Origin of the sequence: Halorubrum trapanicum, from assembly GCF_002355655.1 — an archaeon.
GTDB classification, from domain to species: domain Archaea; phylum Halobacteriota; class Halobacteria; order Halobacteriales; family Haloferacaceae; genus Halorubrum; species Halorubrum trapanicum_A.
Genome location: NZ_AP017570.1, coordinates 22,820 through 39,905, shown reverse-complemented (window position 1 = coordinate 39,905; position 17,086 = coordinate 22,820). Strand labels below are relative to the sequence as shown.

15 protein-coding genes and 3 pseudogenes are annotated in these 17,086 nt (G+C 57.8%); 7 read left to right on the top strand and 11 right to left on the bottom strand.

The features are described 5' to 3' along the window. Positions 1–57: 57 nt before the first annotated feature. On the bottom strand, positions 58–606 hold the full coding sequence (locus CPZ01_RS13975; protein WP_096396359.1) for a hypothetical protein: 549 nt from the start codon (positions 604–606) through the stop codon (positions 58–60). A 128-nt stretch (positions 607–734) separates the two neighbouring features. Here CPZ01_RS13975 and CPZ01_RS13970 point away from each other — a divergent pair, with 128 nt between their 5' ends. Next, a complete protein-coding gene (locus tag CPZ01_RS13970) occupies positions 735–1,148 on the top strand; it encodes a helix-turn-helix domain-containing protein (protein ID WP_096396357.1) in 414 nt (137 codons plus the stop codon). A 123-nt stretch (positions 1,149–1,271) separates the two neighbouring features. Then, positions 1,272–1,595 (top strand): hypothetical protein, encoded by a 324-nt coding sequence (locus CPZ01_RS13965; RefSeq protein WP_096396355.1) that lies wholly within the window; start codon positions 1,272–1,274, stop codon positions 1,593–1,595. A gap of 88 nt (positions 1,596–1,683) precedes the next feature. Here CPZ01_RS13965 and CPZ01_RS13960 read toward each other — a convergent pair whose 3' ends face one another. The 4 genes from CPZ01_RS13960 to CPZ01_RS13945 form a co-directional block, all read right to left on the bottom strand. After that, entirely contained in the window at positions 1,684–2,961 is a 1,278-nt protein-coding gene (locus CPZ01_RS13960; protein ID WP_096396353.1) for a Cdc6/Cdc18 family protein, read from the bottom strand. A gap of 1,185 nt (positions 2,962–4,146) precedes the next feature. Beyond that, positions 4,147–6,312: a type B DNA-directed DNA polymerase gene (locus CPZ01_RS13955; RefSeq protein WP_172863984.1), complete on the bottom strand. Its 2,166-nt coding sequence runs from the start codon at positions 6,310–6,312 to the stop codon at positions 4,147–4,149. Between the two features lie 2 nt (positions 6,313–6,314). After that, complete coding sequence (locus CPZ01_RS13950) at positions 6,315–6,620, bottom strand: hypothetical protein (RefSeq protein ID WP_096396349.1); 306 nt, start codon at positions 6,618–6,620, stop codon at positions 6,315–6,317. A gap of 2 nt (positions 6,621–6,622) precedes the next feature. Beyond that, positions 6,623–7,567 (bottom strand): hypothetical protein, encoded by a 945-nt coding sequence (locus tag CPZ01_RS13945; RefSeq protein ID WP_231899265.1) that lies wholly within the window; start codon positions 7,565–7,567, stop codon positions 6,623–6,625. A 389-nt stretch (positions 7,568–7,956) separates the two neighbouring features. Between CPZ01_RS13945 and CPZ01_RS15180 the strand changes: the two genes are divergently transcribed. Then, complete coding sequence (locus CPZ01_RS15180) at positions 7,957–8,790, top strand: GIY-YIG nuclease family protein (protein ID WP_157746022.1); 834 nt, start codon at positions 7,957–7,959, stop codon at positions 8,788–8,790. Positions 8,791–8,792: 2 nt separating this feature from the next. Continuing rightward, a pseudogene (locus CPZ01_RS13940) lies at positions 8,793–9,062 on the top strand (SOS response-associated peptidase family protein); the annotation flags it as partial. An 18-nt stretch (positions 9,063–9,080) separates the two neighbouring features. Here CPZ01_RS13940 and CPZ01_RS13935 read toward each other — a convergent pair. Then, positions 9,081–10,109 carry a Cdc6/Cdc18 family protein gene (locus CPZ01_RS13935; protein ID WP_096396345.1) on the bottom strand — a complete coding sequence of 343 codons (1,029 nt, stop codon included), beginning with the start codon at positions 10,107–10,109 and terminating at the stop codon, positions 9,081–9,083. A 636-nt stretch (positions 10,110–10,745) separates the two neighbouring features. Here CPZ01_RS13935 and CPZ01_RS13930 point away from each other — a divergent pair. Both CPZ01_RS13930 and CPZ01_RS15175 read left to right on the top strand, forming a co-directional pair. Continuing rightward, the gene (locus CPZ01_RS13930; protein ID WP_096396343.1) at positions 10,746–11,843 is read left to right on the top strand and encodes a hypothetical protein; all 1,098 of its coding nucleotides are present in this window, start codon (positions 10,746–10,748) and stop codon (positions 11,841–11,843) included. Positions 11,844–11,911: 68 nt separating this feature from the next. Next, positions 11,912–12,070, top strand: a complete 159-nt coding sequence (locus CPZ01_RS15175; RefSeq protein WP_157746020.1) for a hypothetical protein — start codon at positions 11,912–11,914, stop codon at positions 12,068–12,070. Between the two features lie 351 nt (positions 12,071–12,421). On the opposite strand, the gene CPZ01_RS15170 is transcribed toward CPZ01_RS15175, so the two are convergent. Both CPZ01_RS15170 and CPZ01_RS15725 read right to left on the bottom strand, forming a co-directional pair. Then, positions 12,422–12,715 (bottom strand): hypothetical protein, encoded by a 294-nt coding sequence (locus tag CPZ01_RS15170; protein WP_149784058.1) that lies wholly within the window; start codon positions 12,713–12,715, stop codon positions 12,422–12,424. Between the two features lie 109 nt (positions 12,716–12,824). Further along, positions 12,825–12,929, bottom strand: a pseudogene (locus CPZ01_RS15725) (AAA family ATPase); the annotation flags it as partial. Between the two features lie 587 nt (positions 12,930–13,516). On the opposite strand from CPZ01_RS15725, the gene CPZ01_RS13920 reads away from it, so the two are divergent. Then, positions 13,517–14,713 carry a Cdc6/Cdc18 family protein gene (locus tag CPZ01_RS13920; protein ID WP_096396341.1) on the top strand — a complete coding sequence of 399 codons (1,197 nt, stop codon included), beginning with the start codon at positions 13,517–13,519 and terminating at the stop codon, positions 14,711–14,713. A 54-nt stretch (positions 14,714–14,767) separates the two neighbouring features. Here the strand turns inward: CPZ01_RS13920 and CPZ01_RS13915 are convergent, their stop codons facing one another. From CPZ01_RS13915 to CPZ01_RS13910, 3 genes and pseudogenes are all read right to left on the bottom strand, one after another. Continuing rightward, complete coding sequence (locus CPZ01_RS13915) at positions 14,768–15,211, bottom strand: hypothetical protein (protein WP_157746018.1); 444 nt, start codon at positions 15,209–15,211, stop codon at positions 14,768–14,770. Positions 15,212–15,244: 33 nt separating this feature from the next. After that, a pseudogene (locus tag CPZ01_RS15635) lies at positions 15,245–15,331 on the bottom strand (DUF7437 domain-containing protein); the annotation flags it as partial. Next, the gene (locus tag CPZ01_RS13910) at positions 15,330–17,054 is read right to left on the bottom strand and encodes a DUF2254 family protein (RefSeq protein ID WP_096396337.1); all 1,725 of its coding nucleotides are present in this window, start codon (positions 17,052–17,054) and stop codon (positions 15,330–15,332) included. The pseudogene CPZ01_RS15635 and the gene CPZ01_RS13910, both read right to left, overlap by 2 nt. Between the last annotated feature and the right edge of the window lie 32 nt (positions 17,055–17,086).

Below are 17,086 nucleotides of genomic sequence, written 5' to 3'. Positions count from 1 at the left end.
GGCCATCCCGTTCATCACTCACGTTGGTTAACACAGATAGTCGCGACTCTACGGCCGTCACGGGAGGTCTTCTGTCACGTCGACGAGCTCCCCCTCGGTCTGCCAGCGATAGAGGCGTTCCTCCTGGTCGAACAGCTCGAAGACGCCGTCCTGCATCCAGCCGAAGGAGTGTTCTTCGTCCTCATACACCCGCTTGAGGACGTGGCTTTTCTCGAAAAACTCCGTCGTGCCGACGAGGAGGCCCTGCTCGACGAGGAAGTCACTCGGTTCCTTCTCGGCGATGCCAACGAGGTAGGTGACGATGTCGGCAATCAGGCAGAATTTCTGGATGCTGTTGTCCCACTCCCCACGGATGTCGACCATCCGGAAGGCGTAGGTGTCCTGCCGGCGGTTGAGCCGGTCGACCACGAGGTTCAGCCGCCGAATCGGCTCCCGGTCGTAGTTACCCAGGACGAAGTATGACCGGTCGTTCTCGTAGACGGGAGTCAGTTCGCTCAGGGCGTGGAGGATCTCCTCGTTGTCCGCCAGCGAAATCTCCTCGTCGTCGAGTTGGTCCTTCGCACTCGTGAGGACTTCTTCAGGGACGGGCGGCTCCTCGTCGGACATATTTCACCTCTCTCAGCGTCGTGCGATATGATTTACGGAGTAAATCACCAGCTTAGTCAGATGTGGTTTAGTCCAGGGTGGTTTACTCAAGGGTAAACTACTTGCCGCCAGGCCGTGTATCATGTCGTATGAGCACCGACCTGGGGACGGCTGAGGGGATGGAATCCCGCGAACTCGTCCACTTCGTCACCCAACAGACGCGGTTCGCGCTGATCAACAACATCCTCCAGCACCCCGACCAGCTCCCCTCGATGTACGAACTCGAGGAGCTCAACCCCAGCGTGAGCGATGCCACCGTCTACAAGCATATCCAGAAACTCATCGACGCCGGTATCGTCACGGAGGTCGCCCTGGACGACGACCAGCGCCGGCAGGGCTACCCCTGGAAGTTCTACGGCCTCACGGAGGAAGGTCGGGAGTTCCTAGAGGAGCACAACCTACTCGCTGCTGAGGAGACGCTCCAGCAGATCTACGACACCATTTCCGACAAGCCCGAGAAGATGGTCAAGTACGAAAACGCCCCTCGTCCAGACGGCGTCTAACGGCACGGTCTATTTCTGAATAGTTTGCTATTCGCACTCTTTAGCCCGTGAGGAGACGATATCCTGTTAACCAACAAATCTATGCCGATACGGGCTCTGTTGGTTAACACGAGGCGACCGCTTATGTCCTACGAGCCACCGACGCCGCCGGCGGAACTCCCGACAGATATCGTCAACACACTCAACGGCTACTCGCCAGATCAGCTCCAGCACGTCACACATTATGCCGAGGAGCTGGCAGAGCACAAAGCTCGCGAAGCCCGCCTCGAGGAGGAATCGGAGGACGACGAGATCGACGAGCGGCCGGACGACCTTCCGGACGACGTCCCGTCGAAGGCCACGATCACGATCAAGGAGATCAACGACAACCGCTACTACTACTGGCAGTGGCGGGAAGGTGACAAAGTGAAGTCGAAGTACAAGAGTCCAGTTAGCCCAGACGAGTAGCCGAAGCAGATACACACCCACTCCACGTGCCCGACGTGTCGAGAGATACACTCGTGACCAGGGGTGTGGCGAGCGACCGAACCGAGGGCTAGGCCAAGTCTTCCAACCGGCTGTCCCGAAGGACAGATTTCAACACGATACCCGTGTCCTGAACCAACCGATGTTCGAGATAACTGCCTTCACCCCGGCCACCCCCGGTCCGGGTTGATTCAACGACGCCGAGGAATGCTTGCTCTTTCAATAGCTCGTAGACGCGGTGTTCGCTGAGAGTCTTCGCGTCAGCCTTCTCTGTCGTCGCCTGATACCGTTCGTAAATCCGGTTGGTCGAAAACCCGTCCTCGTTCGGATTCTCTTCGGTGAGCAGCGCGAGCGAATAGAGGATAAATTTGACCTGTGTCGTCGATCCACGGAGAAGCTCCTCGAAGCGATCGATTTCAGCCCACTCCTGGGCATCGCGAACGTGTTCCTCGACGACTGTATCGACGTTTTCTCGCTCGGCTAGTTCGCCGGCGTGACGAAGAATTTCGATTGCCTTTCTGGCGTCACCGTGTTCTTGAGCGGCTAGAGCCGCCGTCAGCGGAATCACATCATCAGAGAGAACGCCATCGTGGAACGCGTCCCGTCGGTGCTTCATAATCTCGCGCAGTTGATTCGCGTCGTAGGGTTGGAAGACGAACTCCTCCTCGCGAAGACTGGACTTGACGCGTTCGTTCAGCTGGTCGCGATACTCGATCTTGTTGCTGACTGCGATGACGCCCAGGTGGCAATCCGCTTTCCCTGATTCGCGAGCCCGCGAGAGCTGCATAAGAATATCATCGTCATCGAGTCGGTCCACCTCGTCGAGAATGATGATGACTGACTCGTAAGCACTATCCAGAATCTCCCAAAGATAGTCGTAGTATTCACCGCTACCAATCCCTGCGCGTGGAATATCGAAGTCAGTCTCGTCCGTCTCGTTGAGTGAACGAGTCACCGTCCTCGCGACGCGTGTCTGTGTGTTGTGCTGCGCGCAGTCGACGTAGACCGTGCCGACGGACACACCGTTCGACTCCGCGGCTCGCCGGGCTCGTTCGGTGACGTGACGGGCAACGAGCGACTTCCCGGTTCCCGTTTTGCCGTAAATAATCACGTTGTTGGGCGGATCGCCACGAACGATCGGTCTGAGTTCAGCAGCAACGGCCTTGATCTCGCCATCCCGGCCGACGATACGGCCGCTTTCAGGGACGTGGCCAACCTTCAGCAGCTCCTTGCGAGCGAAAATGTTGGCTCGGTCGGGGTCGTCTTCATCAAAGTCAAAGAGGGGATCGTCAGCGGGATCCTCGTAGCGGCCGTCGAAGTCAGAGAGTTGGGACGGTTCCTCAGCCATCAATATCAGACATCGCGGATGGGACCTACTTAATGATTTGGCTACCTCGACCAGAGTGTAAATCGGGCTATGGTCGTCTTCTGATGTTTTGTCGCAGGCGTATCATCCTCACAAAGGGTCGAGCCGGTCCCGAGTGAAATCGGACTCGGAGCGAGAGTTACCGACGCAGACCGGCACCCCCAATCCAGAGTGAAAACGCCAGACTGGAGCGGGTTTGACACACCCCTGGTCAAGAGTGAATACCCCTCCATCCGGGAGCAGCGTACTTGGTTGAGATGACACCCCCCGTCCAGAGTGTATCTCCCGAACCGGGTAATCAATCATTTCTATGAGAAGACACATCGGCACTGGGCGTCTGACGCACGGCAGACACCCCTCGTCCAGAGTGAAAGCGCCGGTGTGACGAGCTGGAGTGGAGTGTGAACTTCGAGTGATGGTGACGAGCGTTCGTCGGCACCCCCAATCAAGAGTGAAGACGCAGGTCAGATCTCCAGCCGAAGCAAAGCAGGGTACAATCGGAACTGTCGGGATCGAGTATCTTGATTCCGATTGATGAGGGAGATCGGGAGATACCAATCCCGATTTCGGCTTTGATGCCGGTTCACTGGTTGGCAAATAGTCAGAATGACGATTGTTCCTTCAACGTCTCATAATACGCGGACGATGGAATCGAACTCCCACACCCCTCGTCCAGAGTGAAACGCTACGAGAGTACCTCGGTTGACCCGGCGGAAACCACACGACGAGTCGAGTGGGAAGTACCGAAATCACAAGACGTGAGACGAGTATCTCTCGAACAGCAGTCGTTACACAGTCGAAGATCCTCTAAACATACCAATCTTCATAGTATTACCTAGAAGTTTTATTACTACCTACCTCCTACCACTCTCCAAGTGCATTCAGCACAGGGAAGAGGACGAAGACGGCATTCGTCCGGGTGGTTTCGAACCGCTGCTCGTGTTTGATGTTCCATTTCTTCCGTTTTCTCCCTTCTCAGGCAGTCTAACCGTGATTCTTGCTGAGCTTCTCCCACGAGAACCTCCGTTTCCCGTGGACCTCACCCCACTCTCTTGATTGGTTTTCACTCTGGACGAGGGGTGTGTGGGCGAAGTATTCTCTCCGGGTCCGTTCCGTGTCTCCACTCAGCATTAACCAACAAACCTCCCGATACCTCGATAGTGTTGGTTAACTTCTCTTAATCTCGGTGAAGGCGGCCAAGTCCGTTTCCCGAGTTTCCGCGATCTCGCGTCGAATCTCCGTCCGATCCCAGCCAAGCGGTGACAGCACACTCTCGACAGCTCTGACGAGTTCCGTCTCGTAGTACGACGCATCGTAGGACTCTATCTCTTCGTGGGCCAACGCGACTCGCTCTCGCGAACTCTTCTCGTCGTCGACGACCACGCACTCGATGTCCTGTCCCGGGTGGATAGCGAGGTCCTGGTCCCGAGCCCGCTTCAGCGCCGCCACGTTCTGCGTGTTCTGCGTGTACCCTTCCAGCGGCTTGGAGACACGATTCCGTTCGACGAGCTGCTCGACCGGCACCGTTCCAGCGTGGAGGCGCTTGATCGCGTCCTGGAGACAGTCGAATACGGTGTCCGGTGACCGAGTCGCGTCGAGCCGTTCGAGACAGTCCCGCTGGACGTCCTCGATGAACGGTGGGGTTGAGCGCTGCCGAGCTTCGATACCGCGTATCTTGAAATCGTCGTCGCCGGCGACCTTGCCGAAGTACTTCGTCAGCGCGCCGGCGTCGCTCTCGCGCTGCGGCACGAACGCCACCCAGTCGTAGTGGGCTTCGTGTTCGAGCTGGATCTCGACGCGTTCCGTGATCTCCGTCGCGAGCGTCTCGAGGTCCTCGCGGTCATCGACGTCGACGTCGGGGTCCGGCGTCACCCAGATGGAGTCGACGATGCCGTGGACGACCCGCCAGCCACCGGCTTCCAGCCGCTGTTTCGCCGTCAGCAGAATCTCGCGAGCGAACGCGTTGATTGCTTCGTGGCACTCGATGCGGCCGAATTTCGCGTTGCTGAACCCTTGATAGCCGAAGCAGGCGACGAGGATCCACTTCAGCGCTCCCGACCGTCCCTCGAGTTCCGCCAGCCGGTCCTCGTCGGGGTCGTCCCGTTCCTTCTCGTGACGGATGGCCGCCTTGATCTCGTCGCGTGCGTCGATGATCGGCTGTAGCACGTCGACGAGGTAACCCCGCTCGTCGCAGATCGAGTACCCGAGGCCGGGGACGTCGTCGCGGTCGCTGTGGCAGTCACACCGGATGACGTCCGGCGAGACGTTCCGGGTACAGATGATGTTCGGGTACAACGAGGAGAAGTCGAGTTCGTGGACGTTCTCGTGGAGGCCGACCTCGGGCGCGAAGATGAAGCCACCGCGGTCGGCGTCGTGGAGCGTCCCCATCGGCTTGTAGAACTCGTGGCGCCAGGAGTTCCAGGGGACGAGGACGCCGCGGTCGTGGGCCTCGCAGATCTGGATCGCCGTGAGAACGTTCCCGATCGACGCCCACGCGAGCTCCTGGACGGGCTTTTTCGAGCGCGACACGAGGTCGAGGACGCCATCGAGGTTCGTCTCCCCGTAGAAGAACGTGTTCGACTCGTCGATGATCGCCCGCCCGGGGACGTTGTACCGCGCCGGCGAGTGACCGACGCGGCCGTAGCTCGAGTACGTCGACCGGCTCGCGAGCTGCTGGTAGTCGACGTCCGGCCACCGACTCAGCGAGAAGTCGTCGACGCCGGCGTCCGTCGCCATCTCGTACAGGGTCGGGACGATCTCACTCGTCGAGCAGACCAGGACGTCCGGATCGTGTGCGTCGAGCGCCCCCTGGACGGCGGTCAGGAGATCCGTCGGCGAGCCGGTGACGGTGTCGCCGGCGACGGACAGTTGCTCGTAGACGTCGCTGCTCGTTTCGGTCACCGGGACGCTGAGCCGGAGCGTCGACAGCCCGCTCGCCGGCGTCGGATCGATGCTGGTCTCCAGACAGTACCGGAATTCTCGCGAGAAGTCGACGTTGAAACAGGCGAGATCCCCGACTGGATAGTGCGACAGCTGGCGCGCTTGCCGGGCGAGTGGAGTGACGCGGTCGATGTGGGTGATGTCGACGGCGAGGACAGATTCCTCGTCCCGTCGAAAGCCCGGTCGTCGCGCAACCATTTCGGTCGCGACGACATCCGGGTGCTGGTCGTACACGGACTGGAGCGTCGTGAGGTCGAGGTTGGCATCAGGGTCGCGAGCGGCGACGTAGAAGCGTGGCGTGTAGTCATCGCGCTCGGTCGCGACGGCGCCGTCGGCGGTCGCCTCCCACTCCAGGACGCGGCCGTCATCCAGGAAGTCGATGCTGAACGGCATCGTCACGGGTCCGAGTCTGGCGGAGCGGCCTCCTCATCATCACGTGCTGCGACCGCGGCCTCGAGTTCCTCGAGGCGTTCCTCGTGATCGTCGAGACGGCCCTCCTGTTCGAGATCGATGCTGAGCAGCGCCGGCAGCAGCGGATTTTGGTGGTTCAACAGCCCGCTCGCGTCGGCGTGCTCGCGGGCGTACTCGAACAGCCGGTCGAAGCGCGGCTGGTCGCGACGCCGCAGTGCCCGGCGGAACTCCGCCCAGCGCTCTTCGATGGCCCGCAACGCATCTCGGTACGTCGGGTTCGTGCGTCCCATCGCTATCGGCCTCCTGTCCCGGTCGCCGTCCACGCATCGAGCAAGGGGTCCGCGGTGGCCGCCACCGTCTCACCGTCAGTTGTGACACCCGTTCCGACACCCGCCGGAGTCGGCGTCGACGGCGCCGGCGTCGTCGGTTCCACGCCGACCTGCGTGGCGCGTGCCGCGAGCAGCTGCCGCCAGTACGCGAACGTCGTCTGATAGTACGCGCCGTCGTCGACGGGATAGACGAGCGTCTCGAAGTCCTCGCCGACGACCCGTGGCCCCATCCGCGTCCGCTCGCACTCGAGGTGGTGGTCGGCAACCGTCGCGACTGATTCGGTGAATTCGTTTCGTTCGTTTCGCGTAACGAGCACCGGGATGTCGTACCCATCGGCGTAGGTCGCCAACCGGGCGAGCGTTCGAGTCTGAAGGGTTTTCGCGTGGGTCTCGCCGAGGGTATCGTCGGCACGGTACTGGACGTCGACGGCCGGTACGACGATGAGGGCGGGTGTGTGGGGCGACGTGTCCTCGTCACGACTTGGTTCCCCTCGACCGGCCGCCCCGGCGTCGGTGGTAGACATCTGGATCGACTTGTTCACTGCCGTCGGGAGATCACAGACGGCGCCGTAGTGCTGGTAGGCGGTGAATCCGCGTGCCACGTGGATTCGGTTGAGCAACCGTTGACTGGGCGCGATTTGAGCGAGCGTCGTCGTGGTCGCGTGACCATTTGCGTCGACCCAGAAGGCGGGCCCGTCGTGCAGGAGGAGATGGTCGAGTACGAGCGACTGCAGGATCGGGACGCCGCGGCCTCCCTCGACGTCGAGCAGCGTGATGCCGTCGCCGAGTGACGGCAACAACATCTCGTCCGTAGCCGGATCGGCCTGGTCAGCGAGGGACCGATTGCGGTCAGCGCCCCGTGTCGGCTGGTCCACCGCCAATCGGTACGATGTTGCGTGTTCTCCCATACTCGAATAGAGGTCCACATTCCCGATAAGCCGCGGCGTGTCGCTTCCGCGTTTCAGGGAACTCGACTTGATTCCCCCCAATCCCGGTACAGTCCCGAGTAGTCTCCGTTTGGATCCTATTTCCGAGAATAGTTCCTGACTCCAACATTCTCTGTGTTAACCAACATTTGCCCGTATTGCTGGCGGTATGTTGGTTAATTCTTCACAGTTTCTGTCTCGAGCCTGACTGCTCGGAATGTTACTGCTCAACGTTTGGCTCTGTAGAATCCCTCTTGGTTACATTCCATCTGCGGTGAAACAGCCGGTAAGTGGGCTTGTGTACCGGCTTTCGTTAAGGCTAGACGCCTGATACACCCACCTATTATAATAACTGTCTGCCAAGTCCGAGTATGGATATTTCCGAACTCCTCGAGGAGTTCGACTTCGTGGACACACTAACTTTGGAGCGGAATGAGGCAGGAGAGGTTGACCTCAAGATGCCACAGCCTCGCTACAATAAGTCCGACCAGACTCCACTTCACGAGTATGGGTGGGGACCGTTCTGTAAATTCTACGCCGACACCTCCGACTACAAGGACATCTCTGGAGTCTACATCTTCACTGCGAACCACGAAGTCGTGTACATCGGGGAAACCGTAGACCTCCACCGCCGGATCCAAGCAGGCTACTCCAATATCTCCCCGAGGAACTGTTTCAAAGGTGGTCAAGAGACAAATTGCCGACTCAATAACGCGGTTCTTGAGGTCGTTCGTAATGGAGGCCAAGTTGGACTGTGGTTCACAGAGACGGACTCACACGGAACAAAAGAAGCGAAATTAATCGACGACCACAATCCGTCGTGGAACGAGCAACCTCCCACTACATTCGCCACAGAACAGACTACTACTGTCAAGTCTAATCTAAAGGGACAGCGGGATACGACCAAGTCCACGTCGACACAACAACCCACACAGAACACGTCTACGAGTAACTTGGAATACGCTAGACATGGCAAATACGGGCCACTCTATGACTATCTAGAGGAAACAGAGGAATATACGCTTCACTTCGCATTTGCGGAGATCGAGGACATCTTGGAGGCGCCGTTACCGAACTCCGCCTACGAACACGAAGTTTGGTGGAACCCAGCTGGTCACACCCACGCTATGGGATGGGAGGATCTCGGGTGGAGTGCGGACCCAAATCTTGAATCTCGAACGGTCGTCTTCAGCATAGTAAAATGAGGGTTTCGGGCGTCGCGATTCTTACGCCGGAGCTCAACGACCTTGTGAACTCAATCCACGACCGGATGCCGGTCGTCCTCCCGCAGAACGCGGAATCGGATTGGCTCGCCGCGGATCCGGACACCCGCAGGGAACTGTGCCAGCCGTATCCGAAAGACGATCTGGACGCCTACGAGATCTCGACGCGGGTCAACAACCCCGGCAACGACGAGCCCCCGGTCATCGAGCCACTGGACCACGAGCAATCGGGCCTCGGCGAGTTCAGTTCCTGATAGCTGACGGAGTCACAGTCACTGTATCGGCGACGCCGATGCCGAATCGACGAGCGAGTACTCTCGGTCCCGGCTCGTCCCTTCCGCCTCGAGGAGGTTGTATTGGGTCATCTTAGACAGATACGCCCGCACAGTCCGTTTCGTCCGCGGATCATCGACGTCCTCGGAATAGCGTTCGTGAATCTCGCTGGGTCCAAGCGGGCCGTGGTCGCGAACAATCTCGTAGACGACCCGCTGGTGCGGCGTGAGCGAGTCAAGGCTCTTCTGCTTGATTTGTGCCCGAGCATCTTCGGCAGCGTCTCTGAGAATTTCGTTGGTGATGTCCTCGTAATTTTCTCGCTCAGCTGTGCTGGCTGCGCTCCGGAGCATCCCGATAGCTAGCCGAGCATCACCAGCGGCGGCATCAGCAATCTGATAGAGCTGCTCGTCGGTGATGACGTCCTCGTCGAGCCCCCACTTTGCCCGCGCACTCAGGATGTCATACAGCTGCTCGTCGTGGTACTTGTCCATCCGAACATGCTCGCTGGAGCGCAGCCGACTCACAAGCCGGTCGTCGACGCGGCTGAACAGCTCTTCTTCTTTGTTCGCGATACAGACCACCGCGAACTGCTCCATGCTGTGGAGGTCGTAGATGAGGCTCGGGTCTTCGAGTTGGTCAACCTCGTCGAGGATGACGACGGTTCGAGGCCCATCGTACTGTTGGAGCCGATCAATGAGTTCGTCGTGGGGTGTCGACTGGCGATGGATGTCTATCGTGGCCCCGATGTCGTCGAGGATCTGGTACAGCGTTCGGAAGCGGCTGTAGTTTCGCCAGCAGTTGACGTAGGTGGCCTCGACGTCGAGCACTTCCTCGCGGAGCCGTTCGGTAACAAACTTTGAGACACAGGTTTTGCCGACGCCGCTCGGGCCGGTGACGATGGCTGTGTCAGCCGGCTCGCCGTTCGTGATCGGTTCGAGAACGCTCGAGAGGTGGTTGACTTCGGCGTCGCGATGCTCGACTTCTCGAGGGACGAACCCGGCGCGGAGGACGCGAGCATCACGGATCATCTGTCGGTGGGTAGCTATTCTTTGGCTGTGTGATAAAAATGTGACTGGGTCAGTTCCGGAAAGCCCCTCATTGCCGCTGGATTGCTTCTTTTATAGCTTCGGAGTCCCCCGATTTTGATTGTGGAAACGCTCCGTTTCCGGAAACGTCCAGAAACCCAGTCAACGATGTGGAGCTCGCTCTATACAGATCATAGTAGTTTGAGCGGCTCTGTTGGAATCCTCGATTAGTGATATATTCTGACCCGATCGCGGTCGATACAGCGCGTCTGGCCGGCGTGGCTCGCGAGCATCCAGTTCGACGTCGACGATACTGGAGAGCCCATCTACGAGGTCGGCTCGTTCCCGTTCCGCGAGGCGGGCTTCCTCGGACAGCAACAGACGCACGTCCGGTTCACGCCCGCCGACGGCGGTCGACAGACGCGGCTCTGGGCCCACCGCGAGTACAACCCATGGGCCCGGTCTGTCGCCCACTACCAGGCGGAGGGCTGATCCGGTTCGGAGGGCGTCCACTGGGTCGCGATGCTCTTCGCGAGTGATGAGCGGTTCGAAGAGGGTGGGCAGCCACAGAGGTGATCGACTCTTCTCATCAAGTATTATTCGTCGACTAACTATCATAGCGGTCTTACATACGGAGACATGGAACGAGACCCCCGCGACACAGAGAGCGACCAGCGGCTGTTCCGTCGGCGGCGTGTCCTCGGTGCGGCTGGCGTCGGACTGACGGCGGCGATCGCCGGCTGCGGTGGGAGCGAGGACGGTGGCAATGGCTCAGACGGGAGTACAGAGGAGACGAGCGGTGACGGCTCCAACGGCGAGACAAACGGCGGAAGCGATGGCAGTGACGGGACTGACGGAGAGGACGGAGACGATGGCAGTGACGAGGAAGAGCAAGAGGATGTCGAGCCGGCGTCGTTCGAGGTCGTCTCGGTCGATCATCCGGACGAGGTCTCGACAGGCGAGGAGCACACCTTCTCGTTCACGGTCGAGAACACCGGCGGCGAGGATGGCACGTTCGAAGAGCAGCTCGAGTTCAGCCTCGAAGGCACCGACCAGTGGGAGAATATCGGGACGGTTCAGCTCGACGTTGCGGCTAGCGAGACAGCGACCTGGGAGTCGAATCCGACCGCCTTCGATCAGGCTGGCTCGCTTCAGTTCCGGCTCGGCGACACCGAGTGGGGCTACGAGGTGACGATCACGGCACCCGAGACGCAGTCCTTCTCCGGGAGCGGTCAGGAAGTCCGACAGGGCGTCTCGATCCAGGGCGGGCTCACGGTCGTCCGGGCGACCCACTCCGGCGAGCGAAACTTCCAGGTGTCGCTCGCGAACGACAGCGAGTTCAACGACAACTTCATCAACGTGATCGGCGACTTCGACGGCGCACAGGCAGACCTGATCGAGGAAGGCGAGTACATCCTCGAAGTCAACGCCGACGGCAACTGGGAGATCGACCTCGAGCAGCCACGCTCTGGACAGGGTGAGTCGCTCCCGACGTCGTTCAGCGGGAATGGCCCGGATGTCGTCGGCCCGGTCCAGTTCGGCGGGACTGGCGTTGCGACGGGCGAGCACGAGGGTGAGCGTAACTTCCAGGTCCAGATTTATCCGATGACGGGCTCGTTCGGCGAGCTCGTGTTCAACGAGATCGGCTCGTTCGAAGGCGAGACGACGTACTCGTTCAGCGGTCTCGGGTGGGTGGACATCAACGCCGACAGAAACTGGTCGGTCGAACTGGACTAGCTACTGATCCCACCAGGTTCCTATTTTCCGGCCTCGATGTCGACACTCGCGGTGACGCCACACGAGCAGTGGATACCGACGGTGCCGGCGTGTGTCGTGATCGGGCCCTTGCTCTCACCGCAGGCCGGGGACTCGACGTCTCGGTCGCAGTCGACGAACACGACGACGGGACCATCATCGAGGTCGAACACGACAGCGAGGCGTGGACGCTCACCTTCGACGAGTAAGGCGAGCTCCAGAATACACCGAGTCGGTCGCCGCCGCGCTGGCTCGGCCCGGCGATAAAGAAGGCAGCCCCCGGGCTGCGGGTGATGTAGATGCCCGTCGAGATCGATCGGTCGGGCGCCGGCCGCTGGCGCTACACCTGTCCGCGCGGCCACATCCGGTGGTACCGACGCGAGGAGAGCTTCTGGTGTGTCCCCTGCGACCGGACGCCGGCGTACGACAGCGGTCACTACTACAGGGTCATCGAACAGAAAACGCGGACTGAACTCCCGTTCGAGCCGGATGGACCCCATGGAGAGCACTGTCTGACGTGCTCATCGAGATCGGTAGGTCGTAGATCCAGACAGACAACTCTAGCTCTGGTTGCCTGCGTCAAATACGGCGGCAAAGTCCTCGAGAAGCTCCTGTGGTGACCTCTCATCATCACGAGATGGAAGTGGTACTTCCCAGCATTCGATCTGGAGGGTGTGCGCATTGGATACCGGCTCCGGATCGGTTACTACATTGAAGATACCGGTGTGATAGATCGCAAGTAGTCGCTGGTCATGAACACCGACATAATCGATACCAGCCCGATCCAGGACTGCTGGAATGTCTGTGGGCGCAGATAGCGAGACAGAGGCGCTTGGAGACGCTGAGTCGCTCATACCTTGGCTTGGTCCATCGCACAGATAAAGACCCGTCTGCTTAAATGCCTACTCTCAATAATTAACCAACAGAAAGCAACAACAGCGGGATTTTGTTGGTTAAGCTATCCGCGCCGCTAGGCCCGGAGACGATGGCGGTGTTGGCAGGTTCTCCGTTCGTGATAGACTCGAGGACGCTGGAGGGATGGTTGATTTCGGCGTTGCGGTGCTCGAGGCATCAGGGATTATCTGTCGAACACCCCTCGTTGCCGCTGTAAACATCTCCCGGAGAGATGGGATGGTGGATCGAAAGAGATGGACCCCTCGTTGCCGCTGTAAAACCACAGTAGAGATGTTTATTTATGGAAAATACCCATCTGCCCGCTCACACGTTCTACTATCAACACCACATCAACCAGTAGTTTTATACCAAAGAGTGGTGTTTGTTACCGTACCACACTTTTGGCATACTGAGAGGCCATGTTGTTTTGGCGTCGAAGACGTGAAACGCATGTTTCACCGTCATGGTGTCTTCTCTCAAATCAAGTAGCTGACTGGCTCTCTATCGACTTTCTCTGAACCGGCCGCAATTTCATCTGGAGGTCACACATCGTTCGTGTTTACAGCGGCAATCTGGGGTGTGACACCGCCTCGATACCACTCTTACAGCGGCAACACGCGGCTCATTATGAGACTAAGAATCTCAAAACGCAGGGAAATCCGGGTTTCAACCCCGATTAGACGGGTCGACTAATACAGACTTCTGTTTACAGCGGCAAGGCGGTGGGAAGATTGATATGGGTTGGGTGAGTGCGACCCTGCATGAGCGATACGGAGTCATTCTTCGGGGATCCCGACCCCATTTTTGCTGATAAGGAACTCCTTCGTGTGAGCCACCTTCCAGAGGGTGATCGGATCATCGGCCGTGACGAGGAGCTCACAAACCTCGCCAACGCGATTAAGGACGCCCAGCGAGGTGGGACGCCGAACAACGTGTTGATCTATGGAAAGACGGGAACAGGCAAGAGCCTCTGCTCGAAGTACATCACACAAGATCTCACTGAGGCTGCCGCCGAGAATGATGTCCGCGTTGATGTCGCATACATCGACTGTTTTCAGGACTCAACAGAAACGCAGGCTGTCCGGACGATCGCTGAATCGTTCAACGATCCCGACGTGACGGGTGTGAAAGTTCCAGCGTCTGGCGTTTCCACGTCTGATTATTATCGGCGGCTCTGGAAGATACTCGATGTACGCCTCGACGTTGGCATCATCATTTTAGACGAGATCGACAAACTCGAAGACGACAACGTTCTCATGCAACTCTCACGAGCGGCGGAAGCCGGTAAGGTAGAAGATAGTACACTCGGTATAATTGGGATCAGCAACAAGATTCGCTACAAGGAAACACTCAATGAGCGCGTCAAATCAAGTCTCTCCGAGCGTGACTTCGTGTTCCCGCCGTATGACGCAAATCAACTGCGTGCAATCCTCAACTCACGGGCAGATGCGTTTCGAGAGGGCGTCCTTGATGACGACGTGATTCCGAAGGTCGCAGCACTCGCGGCGAAAGAACACGGAGACGCTCGGAAGGCGATCGACATTCTCAGATATGCTGGCGAAATCGCCGACGAACACGACGACGACCGCGTCCGCGTTGAGTACGTTGATGAGGCACACGAGCGTGAAGAAGAGGCGCGACTCGCCGAACTAATCGGAAAGCAACCCGAGCACTCGAAATACCTCCTTCAGGGGCTCGCACTCCAGATGCAGCAGTCAACCGATACAGATGCTATGATCCCCTCAAAGCAGGTGTACTCGGCCTACGAGGTTGTGTGTGAACGCAAAGGAACCGACCCGCTCAAAATCCGTCGCGTCCGCGACCTCCTCTCCGAACTTGCGTTTCTCTCGCTGATCGAACAGAATCGGAAGGGCCGAGGGAAAGGGAAGGGTGCGCATACAGTGAATCAACTGGTTGATGCCCCCGAACTTGTCGTTGAGGCGTGTAAGTCGGCGTGAACTGGCTTTCTTGTGCGAGCGCTGATGGTGAATGCGGGAAAGTGTGTCCGACCGTCACTCGGCGCGCTCTAGCTCGGCGTCCTCACCGTCGATCTCGATGATGTCACCGTCGCCAACGTCCAGCGCGTTTCGAAGCTTCTCCAGATGGTCGTCTAACTCCCAGAAGAGAACGCGATCTATGCCGCCAGCATAGTCGGAATTACCCTCTTCGCGACGTGGACGGTGATGTTCCGTGGTCTGAATCGAGTGGTTGCGCTCGTGATGCTCGGTTTGGTGCTTGTGCTCGTTATTTATACCAGCTGGAAAGGTAACTTCTCCGCGGTCGGTATTGGCGATTGGGCGCACGAAAATCGACGTCTCGTAGTGATTCTGTTTGTCGGGACGTTCACGGCGGTATATATGGTCGTCGTGAGCTTCCCTGCTGATCTCCAGAACCAGGGCGGCTTCACAAACCTTGTCGGACACGGCGCTGGGTTCTTCTCTGGAATGGCGGTTCACTACTACCAATCTCGGTGACTCCGACTAGGGCTCTCAATCTATTTCGTAGTGCTTGCGGACGACGGGCTGGAGTGCCTGGAGGATCATCTCCGCAGCCAGCGGTGAGATATCGCTCTCCTCATGCGTTCTCTCGCAGGTACTCTGTTCGGTCTTCTACTTCTTTTTCGAAGTCCACAATCCACTGCTCGAACGATGTTTCTTCTGGCTCAGTATGAAGAAGCCGCTCGAAAAACCCCTCACGTTCACTATTAGATTCAATATCGAGGGTATGTACGTTTATATTGGCACCCTCCGGGTTTTCACCTTGTTTCAAGATCGTGAATGCCTTGTCGACAACAGCTGGATCATGGTTAAGCCTGATCAGCCCTAGATTATTGACCCAAGTGCCGGGATTACCTTCTCCAATTTGATCTACACGATACGCAAGCTGGATGGTTGTTATACAACATAATGTGGCGAAGCCGTGTAGTCCAGACTCAGAAGCGTGCGTTGTAATCTTCTTCCAACCGTCGTCGATTGAGCCTTCAGCAAACGGATACATTCCCTCGTCAGTGCGATACCGCAGAACCGCTTGTGTGAACTTTGTGTATCTTTCCCACAGGTGTCGTATTGGCTTTGCGTCGTCTGAGAGAGTCCATTGCCGACCATCTGTTGGAGAAATCCAATCAGTGTCCTGGTTACGCAACTCCGATGCGTACTGATCAGTTAAGGCCTCAAATATCAAAACAACTCCACGTGTGTAGTAATTCCCGACGAGTCGTTCTGTTACACCTATGTCCGAACGCCGTCTGAGGAGAACTACCATCTGGTGATTCAATTGGAAAAATACGGTGGAGAACACCGCATAATCGGCTCTTCTCGCAGATTCGATCACCACTTCGGTCAGTGTTTCCGCAACTGGGGTACGCAGCCGATTTCCTTCCCATCCTGAAGGGGCGTTGTTGAATGTGTCACCAAGCCCATCCGCAGCAGACTCGGTGACCTCGGAAAAACCACGATCAAGTCCATCGAGAGCCAATGTCTCGATGTCTTCAACAGTCTCTGAAATTAGATTGTACTGCTCGTGACTGTAGGCCTGTTCCATGATCCGAGGATAGTATTCTTCAAAGGGCTCTGCTGTAACAGTCGCCACATACTCATTGGGGTCTTCTTCGCCGTGTTCGGTTTCAAGATATTCGATGGTCCGGGAGAGTACGGTATAGAGCCCATTGATACCCTGTTCCGCCGCTTGGTATTCTCCGTTTTTAATGGTCTGTGCGAGAGTCTGGTAGAGTTTCCGGACCGGGTGTGCGTCGAGTTGCTGAAATTCTTCGATAGTTTCTGGGAGGTATTCGCTTGGAGCAAGTGTACGGTCAACTAACACCGAAATCACCTGATCAGGAGATCCTCGCTCTATCATCATCTGAATGAATTGGTAGAGCGCAATCGTAGACACACTCGCAAGTGCGAGTGAGGCCCCAACTGCCGTATTTGTAAGCCGATTACTCTCTGGTGGGAGCAAGTACACGGCAATTAGATTAAACGCGATTGCGACGACAAAGAGACTAAACGTCGTACGGAACAGTGGGTCATTGACGAAAGTAGTGGTGAGACGGGCTGAATACCGTGTTACAACAAGCTGGAGCGCAACAACAGTCACAGAGAAAACGATCGCCAGTACGGAGGCTTCAGCCGTCGCAAGTGTCGTGAGTACAGCTCTAACATTAACAATCTCGACAGCCGGGTTGAGAAGGGCGGCTGCTGTCCCGAACGCAACAACCGTCGCAATGGATATCAGAAAATATCGGAGTGCCAGTTGCTGGAACCATCCTTGAAACAAGCGTTCCTCAGTTGTTTCACCCATGAACCGGTCTTACTCGTGTGATATGGGTATCC